At 38.6% G+C, this 18715-nt stretch carries 21 protein-coding genes; 12 read left to right on the top strand and 9 right to left on the bottom strand.

Annotated elements, in window-relative coordinates; all coding sequences use genetic code 11:
* The first annotated feature begins 59 nt into the window (after positions 1–59).
* From nagE to ACFX4R_RS07250, 4 genes are all read left to right on the top strand, one after another.
* Entirely contained in the window at positions 60–1937 is a 1878-nt protein-coding gene (gene nagE / locus ACFX4R_RS07265; RefSeq protein WP_162213813.1) for an N-acetylglucosamine-specific PTS transporter subunit IIBC, read from the top strand.
* A gap of 189 nt (positions 1938–2126) precedes the next feature.
* The gene (locus ACFX4R_RS07260; protein ID WP_043980592.1) at positions 2127–2846 is read left to right on the top strand and encodes a DUF554 domain-containing protein; all 720 of its coding nucleotides are present in this window, start codon (positions 2127–2129) and stop codon (positions 2844–2846) included.
* Positions 2847–2975: 129 nt separating this feature from the next.
* Entirely contained in the window at positions 2976–3350 is a 375-nt protein-coding gene (locus ACFX4R_RS07255; protein ID WP_377569215.1) for a VOC family protein, read from the top strand.
* A 257-nt stretch (positions 3351–3607) separates the two neighbouring features.
* Positions 3608–3925 carry a hypothetical protein gene (locus ACFX4R_RS07250; protein ID WP_013082157.1) on the top strand — a complete coding sequence of 106 codons (318 nt, stop codon included), beginning with the start codon at positions 3608–3610 and terminating at the stop codon, positions 3923–3925.
* A gap of 58 nt (positions 3926–3983) precedes the next feature.
* On the opposite strand, the gene ACFX4R_RS07245 is transcribed toward ACFX4R_RS07250, so the two are convergent.
* Entirely contained in the window at positions 3984–4301 is a 318-nt protein-coding gene (locus tag ACFX4R_RS07245) for an iron-sulfur cluster biosynthesis family protein (RefSeq protein ID WP_377569213.1), read from the bottom strand.
* Positions 4302–4813: 512 nt separating this feature from the next.
* Here ACFX4R_RS07245 and ACFX4R_RS07240 point away from each other — a divergent pair.
* Genes ACFX4R_RS07240 through ACFX4R_RS07225 form a run of 4 tightly spaced genes read left to right on the top strand, consistent with a single transcriptional unit; the run spans position 4814 to position 9592 of the window.
* A complete protein-coding gene (locus tag ACFX4R_RS07240; RefSeq protein ID WP_043979754.1) occupies positions 4814–6508 on the top strand; it encodes a DUF6583 family protein in 1695 nt (564 codons plus the stop codon).
* A gap of 14 nt (positions 6509–6522) precedes the next feature.
* Positions 6523–7746, top strand: a complete 1224-nt coding sequence (locus ACFX4R_RS07235) for an ABC transporter permease (RefSeq protein WP_377569211.1) — start codon at positions 6523–6525, stop codon at positions 7744–7746.
* Positions 7743–8885, top strand: coding sequence for an ABC transporter permease (locus ACFX4R_RS07230; RefSeq protein WP_377569209.1), 1143 nt, complete (start codon positions 7743–7745; stop codon positions 8883–8885). Before ACFX4R_RS07235 ends, ACFX4R_RS07230 begins: the two co-directional genes overlap by 4 nt.
* On the top strand, positions 8882–9592 hold the full coding sequence (locus tag ACFX4R_RS07225) for an ABC transporter ATP-binding protein (RefSeq protein WP_280559233.1): 711 nt from the start codon (positions 8882–8884) through the stop codon (positions 9590–9592). Before ACFX4R_RS07230 ends, ACFX4R_RS07225 begins: the two co-directional genes overlap by 4 nt.
* Positions 9593–9643: 51 nt before the next feature.
* On the opposite strand, the gene ACFX4R_RS07220 is transcribed toward ACFX4R_RS07225, so the two are convergent.
* The 3 genes from ACFX4R_RS07220 to ACFX4R_RS07210 all read right to left on the bottom strand — a co-directional run bounded on the left by ACFX4R_RS07220 (position 9644) and on the right by ACFX4R_RS07210 (position 11852).
* Complete coding sequence (locus ACFX4R_RS07220; RefSeq protein WP_013082163.1) at positions 9644–10999, bottom strand: hemolysin family protein; 1356 nt, start codon at positions 10997–10999, stop codon at positions 9644–9646.
* Between the two features lie 59 nt (positions 11000–11058).
* On the bottom strand, positions 11059–11424 hold the full coding sequence (locus ACFX4R_RS07215) for a MerR family transcriptional regulator (protein WP_013055894.1): 366 nt from the start codon (positions 11422–11424) through the stop codon (positions 11059–11061).
* Positions 11425–11651: 227 nt separating this feature from the next.
* Complete coding sequence (locus ACFX4R_RS07210) at positions 11652–11852, bottom strand: hypothetical protein (protein ID WP_013082164.1); 201 nt, start codon at positions 11850–11852, stop codon at positions 11652–11654.
* A gap of 147 nt (positions 11853–11999) precedes the next feature.
* On the opposite strand from ACFX4R_RS07210, the gene gloA2 reads away from it, so the two are divergent.
* Positions 12000–12398 carry an SMU1112c/YaeR family gloxylase I-like metalloprotein gene (gene gloA2, locus ACFX4R_RS07205; RefSeq protein WP_165575422.1) on the top strand — a complete coding sequence of 133 codons (399 nt, stop codon included), beginning with the start codon at positions 12000–12002 and terminating at the stop codon, positions 12396–12398.
* 5 nt (positions 12399–12403) lie between these two features.
* Positions 12404–13270, top strand: a complete 867-nt coding sequence (locus ACFX4R_RS07200) for a gamma-glutamylcyclotransferase family protein (RefSeq protein ID WP_043979742.1) — start codon at positions 12404–12406, stop codon at positions 13268–13270.
* Between the two features lie 329 nt (positions 13271–13599).
* Here ACFX4R_RS07200 and ACFX4R_RS07195 read toward each other — a convergent pair whose 3' ends face one another.
* On the bottom strand, positions 13600–14475 hold the full coding sequence (locus ACFX4R_RS07195) for an aldose 1-epimerase family protein (protein ID WP_377569206.1): 876 nt from the start codon (positions 14473–14475) through the stop codon (positions 13600–13602).
* Between the two features lie 141 nt (positions 14476–14616).
* On the opposite strand from ACFX4R_RS07195, the gene ACFX4R_RS07190 reads away from it, so the two are divergent.
* Complete coding sequence (locus tag ACFX4R_RS07190) at positions 14617–15063, top strand: YndM family protein (RefSeq protein ID WP_016763336.1); 447 nt, start codon at positions 14617–14619, stop codon at positions 15061–15063.
* 36 nt (positions 15064–15099) lie between these two features.
* Here the strand turns inward: ACFX4R_RS07190 and lepB are convergent, their stop codons facing one another.
* The 3 genes from lepB to ACFX4R_RS07175 all read right to left on the bottom strand — a co-directional run bounded on the left by lepB (position 15100) and on the right by ACFX4R_RS07175 (position 16908).
* Positions 15100–15651, bottom strand: coding sequence for a signal peptidase I (lepB, locus tag ACFX4R_RS07185; RefSeq protein ID WP_075420714.1), 552 nt, complete (start codon positions 15649–15651; stop codon positions 15100–15102).
* Between the two features lie 190 nt (positions 15652–15841).
* On the bottom strand, positions 15842–16177 hold the full coding sequence (locus tag ACFX4R_RS07180) for a LapA family protein (RefSeq protein ID WP_014461129.1): 336 nt from the start codon (positions 16175–16177) through the stop codon (positions 15842–15844).
* 392 nt (positions 16178–16569) lie between these two features.
* Positions 16570–16908, bottom strand: a complete 339-nt coding sequence (locus ACFX4R_RS07175) for a YmaF family protein (protein ID WP_013055902.1) — start codon at positions 16906–16908, stop codon at positions 16570–16572.
* Positions 16909–17161: 253 nt separating this feature from the next.
* Between ACFX4R_RS07175 and ACFX4R_RS07170 the strand changes: the two genes are divergently transcribed.
* On the top strand, positions 17162–17569 hold the full coding sequence (locus ACFX4R_RS07170) for a DUF1259 domain-containing protein (protein WP_025749486.1): 408 nt from the start codon (positions 17162–17164) through the stop codon (positions 17567–17569).
* A 212-nt stretch (positions 17570–17781) separates the two neighbouring features.
* Here ACFX4R_RS07170 and ACFX4R_RS07165 read toward each other — a convergent pair whose 3' ends face one another.
* Entirely contained in the window at positions 17782–18534 is a 753-nt protein-coding gene (locus tag ACFX4R_RS07165) for a M48 family metallopeptidase (RefSeq protein ID WP_043979736.1), read from the bottom strand.
* Between the last annotated feature and the right edge of the window lie 181 nt (positions 18535–18715).

Below are 18715 nucleotides of genomic sequence, written 5' to 3'. Positions count from 1 at the left end.
TTACGAAAATCCTTGCTCGTAACATCGGGTTAAATACGTTATACAAAGGGGATAGAAACATGCTGAATTTTTTACAACGTATTGGTAAATCGCTTATGCTGCCAATCGCAGTATTACCTGCTGCGGCATTGCTTCTTCGTTTGGGTCAAAAGGACTTATTGGATATTCCATTTATGGCACAAGCCGGAGATGCAATTTTTGCGAATTTAGCACTACTGTTTGCACTCGGTATTGCTGTAGGGCTTTCAAAAGATGGAAGCGGCGCAGCAGCACTTGCCGGAGTGGTCGGTTATTTTGTGTTAACAAAAGGAACTGTAGCTATTGATAAAGATATTAACATGGGTGTACTCGGCGGGATTGTCTCGGGGGTAACGGCTGGTTTACTATACAATCGTTTCTCAGCCATTAAGCTGCCAGAGTGGCTCGGCTTCTTTGCAGGAAAGCGGTTTGTACCGATTATTACCTCAGTCGTTATGCTCGCGCTTGCAGGAATCTTCGGGGTTATCTGGCCGCCGATTCAAGATCAAATTAACAACTTAGGAACGTGGATTACAGGAGCAGGGGCGCTTGGTGCAGGTATATACGGATTTTTAAACCGTCTATTGATTCCAATTGGGCTGCATCACGTGTTAAACAGCTTAGTATGGTTTGTATTCGGAGATTATCACGGCGTAACGGGAGATTTGAATCGCTTCTTTAAAGGCGATCCAACGGCAGGAACATTTATGTCTGGATTCTTCCCGGTTATGATGTTTGGTTTACCGGCAGCAGCGCTTGCGATGATCGCAGCAGCTAAAAAAGAAAAACGCAAACAAGTCAGCGGTATGTTAATTGGACTTGCTGTTACTTCTTTTTTAACGGGAATTACGGAACCAATTGAATTTCTATTTATGTTCGTAGCACCGTTATTATATGTTATTCATGCCGTTTTAACGGGAATATCGATGGCTTTAGCCGTTGCTCTTGGTATTCACGCTGGATTTGGATTTTCAGCAGGGGCCATTGATTTCTTCTTAAACTACGGAATTTCACAAAAACCGCTGCTGTTAGCAGGAATTGGAATTGTGTATGCAGTCATTTACTTTGTCATTTTCTACACGCTGATCAAAGCATTAAATTTAAAAACACCGGGGCGTGAAGACGATGAAGAAGTAGACACATCAAACGAAACGGTTGTGGCAACAGGCGATAAATATGTGGATATGGCGTCTTATTTTATTGAAGATTTAGGCGGAAAAGAAAACTTGACCGTAATTGATAACTGTGCGACTCGTCTTCGTTTACAAGTAGCTGATGCCGGCAACATTAACGAAGCTGCCTTAAAGCGTCACGGAGCGAGAGGAATCATGAAGCTCAGCAAAACAAATGTTCAAGTCATTGTCGGAACAGAAGTAGAATTTGTTGCGGACGCAATGAATCAATTAGTTAAATACGGCACAGCGTCAACCGCTGCACCTGTTGAACAACAGGCTGTTCAAGCACACACACACACAGAGTTTGTGTTACCGTTTGAAGGCGTTGTAAAGCCGCTTAGTGAAGTAGAAGATCAAGTGTTTTCACAAAAAATGATGGGTGACGGCTTTGCGATTGAACCGACTGAAGGAACGCTCGTATCACCGATTAACGGTGAAGTCATGACCGTATTCCCAACAAAACATGCGATTGGCTTAAAAACAGCAGAAGGAATTGAAATCCTCATTCACGTTGGATTAGATACCGTGAATTTAAAAGGCGAAGGATTTGAAGCGCTTGTTCAAGAAGGCGACAGCGTTCAACAAGGGACGCCGCTTTTACAAGTGAATGTAGACTATGTTAAAAAGCATGCACCGTCTATTGTGACACCAGTTGTATTTACCAACTTGCCAGCGGATAAAGAAGTAAAGCTGTTAAAAACAGGTTATCAAAAGCAAGGCACAAAAGACGTTATTACATTTTAATAAGATGGCTGGAACAAACGTGTTTTAGTTAAAGATCCGAATGATTCATCGTTCGGATCTTTTTATTTTCTTCATAATTGCAAAAAAAATATGTTAAAATTTAGTGTGTTTGATACAGCTAGTGCAGAGCAGAGAGGGAGTAGAACAAATGAAAACAGTAACGGCATTATTCAAAGTAAAGGTGACAGCATGTTTATTATAGGAGCATTAGTAAACGGACTAGCGATTGTTGTAGGAACATTAACGGGCAAGCTTGCTCACCGCATTCCTGAAAAAGTAAGCGTGACGGTAATGCAAGTGATGGGGTTATCCGTTATCACGCTCGGTTTGCAAATGGGTTTTAAAAGTCATCAGTTTTTAATTGTAATTTTGAGCTTAGCCATTGGAGCGGTTATTGGTGAGTTCATTGATTTAGATGAAAAGCTAAACCTTTTAGGCAATATAATTGAACGGAAATTTCAATCACAGCAAAATGACAAGCAAACATTCAGTATTTCACAGGGCTTTGTAACAGGGACGTTAATTTTTGTTATTGGAGCGATGGCGATTGTCGGGGCATTAGACAGCGGAATACGCGGCGATCACAGCGTATTGTTTACAAAAGCGGTGATGGATGGGTTTATCTCATTATTATTAACGACTACGCTTGGAATAGGCGTCATTTTCTCAGCTGTGCCCGTGTTTCTATACGAAGGCATCATTGCGTTATTTGCCACGCAAATTAATGCGATTGTGCCGCAAGATTTAATGAATAGTATCATTGCCGAAGTCACGGGAGTAGGCGGCGTATTAATTTTAGCAATTGGGATTAATTTATTAGAAATTATTAAAATTAAAGTTGCGAATTTACTGCCTTCGATTTTAATTGCGGTTGTGATTGTAGTTGTACAGCATACATATTTTTTATGAAGAAAAAGCTTGTGAATAGTATTCGCAAGCTTTTTTGTATATATGAGCAAAAGTTAAGGTAATGGCAGGTATAAAGTGATGCGTGGATAATGGTATAGAATGAACCGAAAACAAAAAGGAGGATTAAAAATGCCGAGTCCCGTTTTCAATAAAATGAATACGGTATTTATTCACGTAGCTCATTTAAAAACTTCGGTAAAATGGTATAGCGAGTTATTGAATCAAGAATACAAGATGAGCGAAGTTAAGAACCCAGTTTATAATCTTAAAATTGATGGAGAAACAGGATTAACGCTAGACGTAGGTCCCAAAGGAAAAGAAAAACAAATAGCGGTTAGTCTCCATCCAATTTTTAATTTTCATACTGAAGATATTAAAGAAGCGTATGAATTTGTTAAAGGGCTGGACTATACGATTGATTCTCCGATTACTTCTTTTGAAGATTTTTCGTTTTTTACCATAAAAGACCCGGATGGACATGTGGTCATGATTTGTACAGGTTAAGTCGTTAGCTCCAGAAGTTTAAGGTATAGTATACTAAGAAGAAAACCCTAATGAGATGAACTNATTTGTTAAAGGGCTGGACTATACGATTGATTCTCCGATTACTTCTTTTGAAGATTTTTCGTTTTTTACCATAAAAGACCCGGATGGACATGTGGTCATGATTTGTACAGGTTAAGTCGTTAGCTCCAGAAGTTTAAGGTATAGTATACTAAGAAGAAAACCCTAATGAGATGAAGTAAGGAGAAATACTGCTTATGAAAGACAATCAACAGATTACAGCTCTTATTGCTGCACAAGTGGAAAAGTTAGCACGTCAATTTGGCTATGACTTTTTATCTGAAAAACAAGGGAATCAAACGCTTTGTCAAATTCTTCAGCGAGATGAAGACGGATCTATTTTGGCAACGCCGCTTAGTTTTCATTTACATATGAATGAAGACAAAGGGACGGGAGATATTATTTACTACCATGAACAAGGAGAATTTAAGCGTCAGCAAGTGAATGTATATGAAGAAAACAGCCTTGTGAACGTGTTGTTATTTATCCAAGAGCGCTTAAAGGTCAATCGATAGAAGCGAGTTTCCTAACATATGCAAGAAAAAAAGAAGGGAGTTAGTTCCCTGCTTTTTTCTATGAATTGATATAGCGCAATCCTACGCGGTTATTAAAAATTTGGTTGTGATTTTTGAAGATAAAAGCACCTGCTGCGTGATCAATTACCAGCTCATTGTCGTACACTTCTTCCATGTCGTCGTCAACAATAAATTCTAAGTCTTCAACCGTTACAACTTTTTCATAGGGTTGAAGGCTGCTCTTTGAGATGATCTTCATTTCATAAATTGTATTAACAATATCGCAGCTTCCTCGATCAAAAGAAAGCTGAATCATTTGATTTTGTTCTACGTTCCGCAACGCTTCTTTTGCAGAAGGAGTGACGCGTATATTCATAATGATATCCTCCTTTTTCTATCCTCAAATTAAATTGTGTAAAATGTATTTAGCAATACTTTACTCGATTTTTACATCACCGGCAAGAAAAAAGCTTTCTTATATTATTTCCCTTTCGAACCAGAACAAAACGCTGCTTTTTTATCATCTTTTCATAAAGGCGTACATAGATATCACCTGTATATGATTAAAGGAAAAAGAGATCGACTATAGAAAAGTGCCGATTCGTAATTCTTAGGTGTAAATGCTTAAAAATAGGAATATATTGTAATAAACTAAGAAGTTAAGTCATTTACCTATTTTAATAGTTATTGAGATAGTTTTGAATAATTGGTTTTATTTTCAATATATTGGGTACTTAAGTAGAGTACTTTGCACACGATATTGCACCGAAAGACATCGGTTTATCGGACTAATTATTGTCTTATTTTGTCGAAGTAGTAGAATTTATGGAAACCATTCCTTATCATGTACAAAGTGACTAACAAAATACATAGGAGGTTCTGGTGTAGATGAGTGAGAAAGATCAAAACAGAACAACAGACGAAACAGCGGCTTCGCTAGAAACAGCGCCCGCTCCCAAAAAAGCACCGGCTAAATGGATTATCATTTTAGCAGCTTTAATTGTGATTATTGGAGGAGCAATTACATTTGCTACGGTATTTAAAAAATCTCCTAAGCAATTATACTTAATTTCTGAAGTAAATACGTATCAAAAAGCAGCTGATGAATTAGAAACAAAGTACAGTGAAACGATGGCTTATCAGGAAAAAGCGATGAAGCAGCCTTCTACTACAAATGCTACTATCAAAGGCGGCTTTAACATGGATTCACTTTCCTATGATCCAAGCTTTAAAATGATTCAAGATCTTATCAGTAAAGCTGAAATTAAAATTAAAGCGGAACAAGATCCGAAAAAAAGTGAAGGATACGGTTCACTGGCTCTTAATATCGGCGGTTCAAAAGCGCTTGACCTAGAAGGGTTTCAAACGAAAGAAAGAATAGGCTTTAAAGCCCCGATTCTAGCAAATGAATATTTCTATTTAAACTTAGACGAATATGGACAGGTAGCGCGTAAGTTCGATCCTTCTTATTCAGGTCCTGAAACGCTTGATATTAACACAAGCAACGTGAGTTTAGAAGACTTAAAGTTAACGGAAAAAGAAAAGACCTACATTGCAAAAGAGTATGGAACGTTCATTTATGAGGAGCTAGACAGCGATTATTTTACCAAAGAAAAAAATGTGGATTATAAAACAAATGGCAAAACGCTTCAGTTAACAAGCGTGACGCTTAACATGTCTGATAAAGAAACAAAACAATTTATGGATAAGCTTATTGCGAAGGTAGCAAAAGATGACAAGCTTCATACCATCTATGCAAATCACGTATCTAAGCTGTTTAAATCTTCGGCAGCAACGAATCCAGAATTAAAAGATATGGCAGATCCAAAAGAATTGAAAAAATCAGTAAAAGAAAGTCTTCAAGACTTCCAGAAAGAAGCAAAAGATACGACTTACCCTGGCGGTGTTAAATCAACTGTGTACGTTCAAGATGATGTTGTGGTAGCTCGAGATATGAACATGGGCGTAAAAAATGCTTCTAACGATAAAGGCAAACTTAACGTAGTAACTAAAAATATTCCGTATGAAGATAACAAAACGGCTAAGCAGTTTAAAGCAGTTTTAGCGGATAGCACTACCGATGATGCGTTTACGTTTGATATGAAAAATAACGTAACAACGGAAAGTGAAAAACGAAAAGAAAACATGTCTATTCATTTGTTAACAAAAGATTCAAAAGATGAAGACACGAATATGACGTTTAAAATGGATTCGGTAATCAATGGTAAAACCGATGCGAAACAAACGGCTGACCGTACTTTCTCTTTAGACTTAGGTGATCAAGAAGATCTAGTAGTAAACGGGGAAGTAAAGCAGAATCAAGCAATAAGTGCTTCAAAAGGAAAAGCAGATTATTCGTTTGATATTCGTACAAAAATAGGACCAAAAGCAGATCCGGCAAACGTTACGTTAAAAATTGACTCTGCTTCTCAATTAAAAAAATCAGCAGCTATTCCAGAGCTTGATGCGTCTAATGCAACAAATGTAAAAGATGTAACGCCTGAAGATATGCTGTCGATTCAAGAAAATTTCGCTAAAAATGTTCAAGGTCTCATGATGAATATGGGAACCGCTGGTTACTAAAAGGTGCAAAGCAGATGAAGATATATTTCTCTTTGACTCTTTTTACATGTAAAGCTCTATTGAAAAATATAAAATCTCTCATACTGCTAATAATGATCCCTGCTCTGTTTTTACTTGGAGCAGGGATCATTATTAGTCAGACCATGCAAGGTGAGGAGAGAGTAAATCGGTTCCCCGTGGCAATTGTGGATAAAGATGATACTGCACAAACGAAGTACGTCATCGAACAGCTGACTGAAGGTAAGCTTCGCAAGATCATGAAGCCTCTTTACACGAATGAACAGAAAGCTAAACAGCTGCTGCAGCAAAATAAAGTGGCAGCCATTGTGACGCTGCCAAAAGGTTTTAGTCACGATATTGCTCATGGGAAAAATCAGCCTTTACACGTCATTGGGAATAGCAATAAGCCGCTTCAGTCACAGCTGTTTCGCTATGTGATGGAAAGTGCAGCCGACTACACATCAGCTGCTCAAAGCGGTATTAATACGGTTGATGCCTTTTTAGAAAAAGAAAATGTTTCCGATGAAAATAGACACGCAGAGTTTAAGAAGAGCTTGGTGACGTTTGGGCTTCACGTGTTAGATCGAGGAAGTTTATTTGATGAACAAATAGAAACGAGTTTCTTTCAGCAGGATATGAAGCAATATTATGTCCTGTCTTTTGCTGCTTTGCTGCTTATGATTTGGAGCTACGGCGGATGGCTGCTTGCTAGTGAAACGCAGACTTCTCCCGTGCTGGCTCGAATGAAAACAAGAGGTGTATCATTTGTTCACATTTATTTAGCGCAGCTGACGGCTCTGTATATTCTTTTGCTACCCGTCTCTGTCTTTTTGTTTGGCAGCCTCATTAAAGGACTAAAACTGCCTGTAACCGGTACGTACGGAGAGCTTTTTTTAGGGGTAAGCGGAAGCTTGTTTGCTTTTTTATGTTTGTTTTTACTGCTTCGGGTTCTTTTTTTATCACAAAAAGCTTATCAAATAACCGGTTTGCTGTTTATTTTGCTGAGTGCGATTTTAAGTGGACATGTTGTGCCGGTCGTCTATTTACCGGACTGGGCGAGTGGTTTTCAGAAATGGTCACTCAACACCAGAGTCTTGGAGCTGTTATTTTATGAATTTGATGGATATAACACAAACGAAGCTTTTCTTTACCTTAAGCCTATTCTCATTACGGCAGCGGGAAGTTTTGTTATTGCTGTTTTCTACGTGATGACGCTGCAAAGGCGGTGGAGAAAATGATCAGTGAAAAAATAAAGCAGCAGCTGAAGCGCCCTATGCTTGTTATCATGATTTTCTTTTTACCTTTAATAGGAACGATTATTAGCAGCTCGTTTTTAGCAAAAGTACAAAGTGATTCAAAAATACCCGTTGCTCTTGTCGATCAAGATCACAGCCAAATGTCTAAACAAGTGATCAATCGACTACAGAAAACAACAGAAATTCAGTTTCTTTCTCTGAACGAAGAACAAGCGAGAAAGCAGCTGGCCAAAAATAAAATTGACAGCATTTTTATGTTTCCTAACGGATTTCAACAAGAAGTAGAAGCGGGGAATTATCAAGGAGTCATTGATTTGCTCACGCTGCCTTCTTCCGTTGCCACAGAAGCGGTTCGAGAAGTCGTGGCGAGTGAAGTGACAAGGTTAACGACAAATATTAAAGCGGCAAATGAAGTGCGTTTTTTATATAAAGTTTATAACATTCATGCAGGACCGGATTTATGGAAAGAAGCGTATCGTTATACCGATAACCAGTGGAAGCCAAAGCCGCTGATGACAATTGATTACGAGGCGCAAGGAACGAAGCATACGAAGCAAGGGAGCGCTCAAGTGACCGGATACGTGCCGCTATGGGGATTCTTTACGCTTTTACTTTGCTGCCTCACATCAGATTGGATGATTAAAGAGCGGAGGCACCTTTTCAAACGAATGAAAACGATGCAAAAAGGACTTTACGGTTATATTCGAAGCGTCAGCGCCGCTTATGCTGTGCTATACGTGCTTCAAGCTCTCATAAGCTTTGCTCTATTTAAATGGCTTTATGGAGTAGAGTCTTACGGTGTGCTGCTGTATATGTGTATCTATGTGATTGTGTGCGTTGCTTTTAGCACGTGGCTTGCAAGTGAAAGCCAGCGAGTTGGATCTTATTATATGATCAGCGTTGTTATGGTCACAGGACTCAGTATAATAGGGGGGAGCTTTTTCCCTGTAGGAGAGCTTTCTGCAACGATTGAAAGAATAAGTCAGTGGCTTCCGCAGCATCTGCTTCTGTATCAGCATGCACTGCCGCTTACGTTCATTTGGAAAGAGATAGCTGTTTCCATTGCATGTATATGTTTGTGCGCGTTTAAAATAGTGTGGAATGTGAGGAGCATCAAATGATTGAAATTAACAATGTTAGCAAAACATACGGAAAAAAACGGTCGTTAGCAAATGTTACGCTGACCGTAGAAAGTGGAGAAGTCATTGGTCTTTTAGGACCAAACGGCGCTGGTAAGTCGACGCTTCTGTCTATTTTGTCTACCATTACGGCTCCTTCAAGCGGGAATGTCACGATTGGAGGCTTATCGCTTAAGAAAAATCAAAAAGCGATTCGAGAAGTCATTGGCTACGTTCCACAGGACATAGCGCTGTGGGAAGAGCTTAGCGTAAAAGAAAACATGAAAATGTGGAGTAAAATGACTTCACGCTCTCTGTCGAATGAACAGCTTCAGTCTCTTTGCTCAGCTGTACAGCTCGAAGGAAGATGGAAGGAAAAAGTGAAAAATTTATCAGGAGGCATGAAGCGAAAGCTCAACATAGCCGTTTCACTTATTCATGAACCGTCCGTTTTGTTAATGGACGAGCCGACAGTCGGAATTGATTTGCAGTCCAAGCTTGAGATCATTCGTTATATTAAACAGCTGGCGGCAAAAGGAAAGACGATTATCTATATTACCCATGATTTGAATGAAATATTAGACGTGTGTCATCGGTTTGCGGTCTTAAAGGAAGGAAAGCTGGAATTTGTCGGCACGATGGACCAAGCGAAGGAAAAGACTGGGGAAAAGGCAGAAGAGAACGTTGTGTATAAGCTGCTGCATGATTAAGATAAAGTAATGATAAAAAAGAGCCGCTTCATGAAGAAGCGGCTCTTTCTATTATGCTTGTGTAACTTCTTGTTCTGGTGAATGACTTTCAGGCTGTACGCGTTCTTCTTCAGGAAGGGCACGTACTTCTACTTCTTTCATTTGGTGACCGTCCATTTCTTTTGCAATAAACTCGTATCCGAAAAGTTTGAACGATTCGCTTTCCTGGATATCGATATTTTGCATTAGCATCCAGCCGCCAATTGTATCGATATCGTCGTTTTCAATTTCGATATGAAGGACTTCGTTAACTTCTTCAAGCAGTACTTTTGAGTTAAAGACAAAGTGCTGATCGCTGATTTTTTGAACAAGCGGCTTTTCATCTGTATCAAACTCATCTCGAATTTCTCCAACGATTTCTTCTAAAATATCTTCAACGGTAACGATACCAGCCGTACCGCCGTACTCGTCAATCAACACAGCCATATGCGTACGTTTCTTTTGCATCGAGCGCAATAGGTCTTGAATCGCTACGGTTTCAATTACTTGAATAATAGGATTCATATAAAGCTTCACGCTTTGCTTTTTTAACGCATCGTTAATTACGACATCGTTTAGAATCTCTTTGACGTTGACTAAGCCGATAATGTTATCTTTGTCTCCGTCAACGGTAACAGGGTAACGAGTGTAGCGATCTTCTACAGCAAGCTTTAAGAAATCTTCAATGCTGTCGTCTTCAGAAACAGCTGAAATTTCTGTTCTTGGTACCATGATTTCGCGAGCAACACGGTTATCGAATTCGAAAATGTTGTTCACGTACTTATATTCAGACTGGTTAATTTCCCCGCCTTTAAAACTTTCTGATAAAATAATGCGCAGCTCTTCTTCACTGTGCGCAAGTTCATGCTCTGAAGCTGGCTTTAATCCAAACATTCCAGTTAATAAACGGGCAGAACCATTTAGTAACCAAATGAAGGGGAACATAATTTTATAGAATAAAATTAACGGACGAGCAAACAATAACGTAACTGTTTCAGCTTTTTGAATCGCAAATGTTTTTGGCGCTAATTCACCAACGACTACGTGAACAAACGTTACAAGCGCAAATGCGATAATGAATGAAAGAATATGTGTTAAAGATGCAGCAACACCCATTTTTTCAAACAGGGGTTCTACAATCTTCGCAACAGTCGGTTCTCCCAACCAACCGAGTCCTAAAGCAGTAATCGTAATACCAAGCTGACACGCAGATAAATACTCATCTAAGTGTGTCGTCACGGTTTTAACCGCATTCGCTCCTTTTTTTCCTTCAGCAACAAGTTGATCTACCCGTGAACTACGAAGCTTCACAATTGCAAACTCTGAAGCAACGAAAAAAGCAGTGAGTACAATTAAAATCGCAAAAATAATTAAGTTAATGGTTATCAATGAATATACTTACTTTATAATGCTATAAAGTAAGTAAACACCTCCTGTAAATAATAAATTTACGACAGCAGCAGCAGTAAAGAGTGCAAAAGAGTGACGCTTTCTGGTGAGAGCCGATTCATCATTACTTTTCGATCTTCTTCATTAAGCTTTTCCATAAGCGGTGCAACTTCTTTTAAACTGTCGTTTAGTACGTAAAATTTGGATGCTAATTCGTCTTTAGAGTGGCTATTCTCGGATTGCTCTATAGAAAATAGAGAAGAAATCTCTTCAAGAGAACGGCCTTCGCTTTTTAATTTTTCAATTAAGTAAAGACGTTTCAGCGCTTCTTCGTTATAAAAGCGATAGTTAGAAGCAGAGCGTTCTGCTTTTAACAAACCAATGTTGGTATAATAGTCAACCGTGCGTTTCGTTACATGTGCCATCTCTGCAAGTTCGCCAATTTTGTATGTCGCAACCCCATCAGAATACCACCTCCTTTAACTATATCAACCATCACGTGATGGTTTTTATCTGCGTAACTATTTATCTTTTATCCTATCGTAATTAAGTATACGCGCGTAAGATCAAAAAGTTTCATTTTTTTATTAGCATTCAGTATATCTCAAAATAAGGTAGTTTGACAAAGATTTTATAAAAAAACTCGCTTATATTAAGCGAGTTTTTTAGTAGGATGACGTACGATAATGTGCATGCGTTCATACACATATTGAATACGTTCAGTATAATCTATGAACTCAGGGCTCATTGGAGATAGCTGATCAGCAATACGGTGCATAATAGCAGCTTCTTCTTTTAACGAATCTAAATTTTGAGTTCGGTCAATTCTTGCTTTAAATGTTAACGAAATCATGTTATTCACCTCGTTGTTATGTTACTCGTTATAAGGCGCTATGTCCGTGACTTTTATCACTCTAGTCAAAGGTGATAACGTAATTATTTGATGTTTGCCGGCATTTTGTGTAGGATGATTAGAAAAGGGTTTTTATGGGAGAATGAAATGGATTTAAAACGAATGCACCACGTAGCCATTATAGGAAGTAATTATGAACGTTCAAAAGCTTTTTATGTAAATGTGTTAGGATGCAAGATTATAGAAGAAACATATAGAAAAGAAAGAGAGTCATATAAACTAGATTTAGAAGTAGCTCCTGGCTATCAAATTGAGTTGTTCTCGTTTCCAAATCCGCCACAGCGTCCTTCAAGACCTGAAGCGTGCGGCTTACGCCATTTAGCTTTTGCCGTTGAAAGCGTAGAGGATTCCAAGCGTGAACTAGAGCAGCAAGGGATTGATGTGGAACCTATTAGGGTAGATGAACTAACGGGAAAAAAATTCACTTTTTTTGCTGATCCGGACGGGTTACCGCTAGAGCTTTATGAAGAGAAAGAGGGGGAATAAGGAGTATGTGCAATTATTTATTTGTATACGGAACGCTTCTTGAAGGAGAAGGTAATCACGGATTGCTGCATCATGCGCGCCCTATTGCCAAGCAGGCAAAAACGAAAGGGAAATTATATGACACAAAGCAAGGCTATCCTATGCTTGATATTGACAGTGAACATAGTGTATACGGAGAAGTATATGAAGTGACCGATCAGCTTATGTGGAAGGCTCTTGATGAATTAGAAGGGTATATTCATGAAGGTCATAAAGATAATGAATATGATAAAGTTGTGCAAACGGTTGAAACGGACCAAGGTGAATTTGAAGCCGTTGTGTATGTGGCAAGCGATCGTTCGCTGCTGCACGAATTTATCCCGAGCGGAAACTGGCGCGTGTGGAAAGAAGATTTATTAGAAGGTATGCTGTATTTTGCTTACGGTTCATGTATGGATAACGATCGTTTTATTAAGCACGGGGTGGATCAGCATTTCCAGGACTGTCTCGGCAGAGCGGTTTTTAAAGGCTATACGCTTCGATATAACCACGTTATTCATGACGGAGGACGTGCAGATATGGTGGAAGAAGGCGGAGTCGTTGAAGGCAAACTGTACCGCGTGCCGCCTGAAGCAATTACGTACCTGTATGGCAGAGAAGGCGTAGATAATAATGGCTATCGTCCTGCTATTATTTCTGTCGAGCATGAAGGTAAGATGGTGGATCATGTTCTTACTTTTTTTGTGTTAAATAAAGAAAAAGAAGTCGCACCTCCGGATCATTATTCGACTGAAATTATTCGAGGGGCAACAGGTGTACTCAGCGAAGAATATGTTCAGAAGCTAATAGAACAAGTCCATGCGCTAAAAAATAGCGATGTTGTAAATAACTAATGTAAAAAGAAGCAGGAACAAAAATAGTTTAGTTGAAGAAAGCTCCGAACGAGTAATCGTTCGGAGCTTTTTATTGTTATGGTGAACGCAGGCTTAATCTATTTAACTGCTTCTAGCTGTTGATTGGAGGGCAAGGCGAAGACTCCTGCGGGAAAAGCGGAATAGGTGAGACCCCGCAGAGCGTAAGCGACGAGAAGGCTCAACAGCCGCCCGCGGAAAGCGAAGTCTTGCACGGAAATCAACAGCGGTGTAACAAGCAGTCCAGCTCATATATCCCATTTGTTCGTCTTAAGATTGGATTGATTTTGTTATGTTATGTGTTTGTTGCATCAACTAAAGGAAACAGAGAATTCTGTTTGAAATACACCGTCTTTTGATAAACGGTTGATGCCTAATTTTTCTTTGAAATTTCCGTTGTGATCATGCGTATCTGCAATTCCAAACCAAGGTTCGATACAGAGAAAAGGAGCGATTGTATGATTTTCTGCATCATACTTTGACCAAATACCGACATACGGGAAATCATTAAACTGAACGTTAATTTGATTTTCATTAACCGGCGATTTAATCGTAATTCCGTCAATATGACTAAAAATTAGCGCATCATTTGCAAATAAATCTGCGCTTAGCGGCAGCTGATGCAAATTTTCTGCAGCTCCTTTTTCATGAATAAGAGCGTCTTTTAATATAAATTCCTTCGGCGTAGTTTCAGAAGGCTCTATTTCTAAAAAGTAATCAGAAATCTGCTCGTTTTCACGTAACGGAATACGAAAAGCAGGGTGGGCTCCAATTGAAAAATACATATCGTCTTTATCTTCATTCACTACTTTCCACTGAAAAGTTAATCGGTTATTTTCCAGACGGTAGCTGATTTCAACTGAACATTCAAACGGATATACGTCTTTAAAGCGGCCGTTTGTAGCAAATTGCAGCCGTGCCGTTTCGTTTGTTTGTTCGATCACGCTGAAAGCAGAATCACGTAAAAAACCGTGCTGTGGCAAAGAGTATTCGCGCTGATTAACGGTATACTGATCATTTTTTAATCTGCCTACGATTGGAAACAATACGGGGGATACTCGTCCCCAATAAGCGGGGTCTCCGCTCCACATGAACTGCAGGTCTTTTTCTTTATGAAATACTTCTACAACTTCCGCTCCTTTTTCTTGAATACTTACTTTCATTTTGCTATTTTCTAGTACAATCATTACAACATCTCCCAAATCATTCTTGTACACTCGAGCAGCCTCAAACGTACTGGCTTTGCCTATATTATACCCTTCTTGGCAAAAAAGGTATTAATTTCCCTATTTTTGTTCAAATTAATATAGAAAAAGGAGGGTTCAAATATGAATCATGCAACATTATTGCTCATTAAATTTGCAGCGGCACTTATTGCGTTTGGTATAGGCCTTGATTTGTTTTTTGATGCAACCATCGGAGACATTATTTCCTTTAGCTTGCTAACGACAGTTGTGACATATTTAGTAGTGGATCGAATTGTACTGCCTCGAGTGGGCAACCGTGATGCCATTATTGTTGAATTTGTTCTAACCTATATGAGCGTATGGATTTTTGGAACATTGTTATTAGACAGCTACGTTCAAATTGCTTGGGGAAGTATTATTTCTGCAGCTATTATTACATTTGCCGAGGTTTTTGTTCACCGCTACTTATTCAACCATATTGAAACGAAACATACGGCGAGAACGCGTCCCGCTTTTAAGCGAAAACTAGCGTATGACACAGAATTTGCAGAAGAACAGCATGTAGAAAACAAGGAAAATCCAAAATAAAAAGAAAGCTCACTTTTGAGCTTTCTTTTTTATGTGTTAATGCATAAGAGTCATTTCCTTTAAAGGCCAGTATTTCATATTGACTTCTCCCATGATCGAAGAAATCGGAGTGAGGCCGAAATGTCTGCCATCTCGGCTAATGCGTCTGTTGTCACCTAGCACTAATACGTATCCATCGGGTATCGTGCCGTCTTGAGACAGTTCGTACGTGGAAAAATTTTCAGTAAATCGCTCGTAAGCGGGCACTTTGGATAAATATTTATGAAGATGCGGTTCTTTTTTGACTTTGTTATTTATATACAGAACATCATCTTTGTATTCGACCGTTTCTCCTGGTAAGCCGACGATGCGCTTTACTAGAAAATCACTGCTATAGGGAGCTTGCAAAACGACAATGTCAAAGCGCTCCAGCTTGCTGTGTTTGTTAATAATAATTCGATTGCCTTCGTGCAAAATAGGCTTCATAGAATCGCCTTTTACAGTGTAGGGCTGAAACCAATAGTGCTGAACGACAACAGAAAGCAAAACGGTGCCGAGGATGACGCTTATGTATGTAAGAATTTCACGCTTTATTTTTTTATTGACCATAATGGATGAACACCTTCTTAACGGTAAGACTGTCAATTTAAGTTTTTCATAGAGATATAACAGTGTTGATTGTACCATTCAGAACTAAAGTTTTCCATATCTATCTGTTTATGCGTGTATGCCAAAAATATGCATGAGGGAACAAAAAATGAAAAGAGCCGTTATTCTAGGGAATAACGGCTTTTCTTTATTATAACTGAGCGCGCTCAGTTCGAGTAGCTGGTTGATTTGGTTCTTCTTCCACAACAGGCTCAACAGGCTTATGCTGCTTGATTTCTTCTTCTAGCTCAGCAATTCGCTTGTTTTTCTGTTTCACTTGTCCTCTTAGTTGAACAATTTTTACAAAGCTCAATGAAGCAGCAACCACTCCTCCAAACACGGCCGTTGTTAAGATAATTAAAATAAGAGGCCATTTTTGTGAGCCAAATACATAGTTAAATTGTACAGGATCGTTGTTAATTACAGCTAAAACAGCAATGATAAGAGCAAATATAAGTCCTAAAATAAAAAAGCTCTGTCCTTTCATAAGCTGCACTTCCTTTCTTTACATGGTCATTACAACTTTTATAGCGTAACCACTCATCTTAAGTGTTTGTTATCTTGCTTATAGGTATACGTATCCACATTTAAACAAAATCAAACATTTTCTTGATTATATATATCTTTCTTTTAAAACACAATATATCGATTGGTGTAGAAACTTTGACATGTCCAAAGACCTGGTATGTCGAACTTTTGGAATAAAGAGCTCGCGTATCCTTTTTTGCTTAAGCAGAGGGAGAGACTGGCATTTAACTCATATATGCACAAAGAGACCTTTATCTATTAAAGGTCTCACTGTTAATAAAGGGGTATAAACACAAGATGAAAATCAGTCCAGAAGCTGAGACTTTGGCTTAATTGCATTAAACTATTTCATTATCTATCGCCTGGAGCAGGATGGTCTACACCTTTGACATGATGCCGATGCTGGTTGTCTTCGCTGGTATAAAAGTCATAATAGTGAACATGCATACCGTTGCCAATGGGAATAGCGGGACCAGAGTAGGCTTTGTAATGATGTGTATGTCCGTCTTCAAAAACAACATAGCCTTCTGTATAGTGAATGTGGCTTCCATCCTCGCTTTGAATTGGAGGAGACGTTACATCGAGGCACTGATGGACATGTCCTGACGCAACAGAAGTGTAGTCCACTGAGCCATGATTATGATGAGGAACAAACCCCGAAATAAAATCATCTTTGCCTATTTTTTTCATTTTACTTCCCCCTATAAATTCAATTTTAAAAAACTGTTTAAGTAAATTTTTTAAATGGACATCTAAATTTCTCTGTTTAGTTAAATTCAAAAATACATGCTATTGATATGAACAAAGAAAAATAAATATGACTTTTGATAATCAGGATTTATAAAATGGGTAGTTTTCCTGTGTGTTTGCCGTTTCTACTTGATAACTTTCACATATATTTATTAAGGTAGGACAAGTCATTACAAGAGAGGAAGTCAGCATAATGAGTTGGGAAAATAAAAAGAGTCTATGTCAGGAGTTTGCGAGAATTCTAGGTGGACAAGGCAGTTTAGATGAAAATGGCGTTTGTTTGGTACAAAAATTTCGGACGATTCGTTTTAAAATTTTAGGGCGTCCAACACGCTCTCCGTTAGTTACTCCTCAATTTTTTACTTTTGAAGATTTAGATAGCAAGGGAAGAGCGCTAAATCTAGGTGAAACCGTGCTTTTGCAAGAAGAGGTAAATCCATTATTAACGGAGCTTAGAAAAAGAGATATTAAGGTTACGGCCGTTCACAACCATTGGCTATTTGAAGAGCCGAGAGCAATGTATATGCATTTTGAATCCGTAGAACCACCGTTAGATTTTGCACGAAAAGTAAGAGAAGCGTTTAAAGTATTAAAAGGATAGAAAGCAGTTTTTTATAGAATCAGTTTATTCTTACTTACTGCTTCTAAAATTAGATTAATAAAACTTTAAACATGTATATTATATATTGGTTTATAAACTGCGCTTGAATGAACCTATCAGGTTAACTAATTTTTGAGCAGTGAGATTATTCGGGTACTTCTATCCAAATAAAAAAAGCACGCGTTCGCCGCGTGCTTTTTTTATGTATAAACTTAAAATGCGTTTAGGGTGTTATCGCTTAACCACTGTTTGCGTTCAGCTGCATCTTCGAATAACTCATCTGCATTTGTAAATTGAGAAGCAATGACATATTCAATTGTTGCAAGAGGAGCTGTTAGCAAACGCCAGTTTAATACGATTGTATTATCTTGAGTCGTAGCGTATTCTTCACCTAACTCGTCCCACTTAACAGATTCAGGAGCATTGTCTGCAGTTTTTTTAACAGATTTCAAAGCTTCTTGGAATTTTTCACCTGCGCGGCCTTGGTACCATTCTGTTAACAGTTGTCCAATACCTTCATTTGTTTGCTGCTCGTTCCAGCTTTCAGGTACTGTAGCAATGAATTTTGCACGGAATGTCATTTCAGCCTTTGCTACATCTCCACGAACGATGTTTAAGCGGTATTGACGTCCTAGGTAAGGGAATTTGTCTCCCTCTTCAAAAGAACCAGTTTTAGCTGCAGAAGCTGCTGCTTTAGGAGCCTCTTTTTTAGCTGTTTCTTTTTTTACTGCTTCTTTCTTTGGAGCAGCTGGCTTTTCCTCAGCTGGCTGTGAACCGTTTAGTTGTTTTAAAATCCATGTTGCTTTGCGTGCGATGATTGAACGCACATTGTTTTCATTAAGACCTCTTGGGATAATAACTTTTACCCCTTCTTTGTCACAAATTTGCACCGTGATATCGGTTCTATTTGGAACGACTTCAATTTTGTAGTCAATTGTTTGATTGCCTGTTTGATACGTATACATAAAATTTTTCGTACTCCTTTCTACAAATCTTCATTTTATAAGCAAAGGTAGAGTTTGGTCAAATGAAAGAATAATCAGACAGTTATCAACTGCTGTTGCAGCGCCTTACAGAATGAAATGTATTCCAATATTTAGTGGAAAAGCGCCAATAATAATTGTTTCAATTCTTCTTTAGTTTTTA

It is taken from the genome of Priestia sp. YIM B13490, from assembly GCF_042787735.1.
Classification (GTDB): domain Bacteria; phylum Bacillota; class Bacilli; order Bacillales; family Bacillaceae_H; genus Priestia; species Priestia megaterium.
The sequence above is the reverse complement of the archived record's forward strand: the minus strand, read 5'-3'. Positions and strand labels throughout refer to the sequence as shown.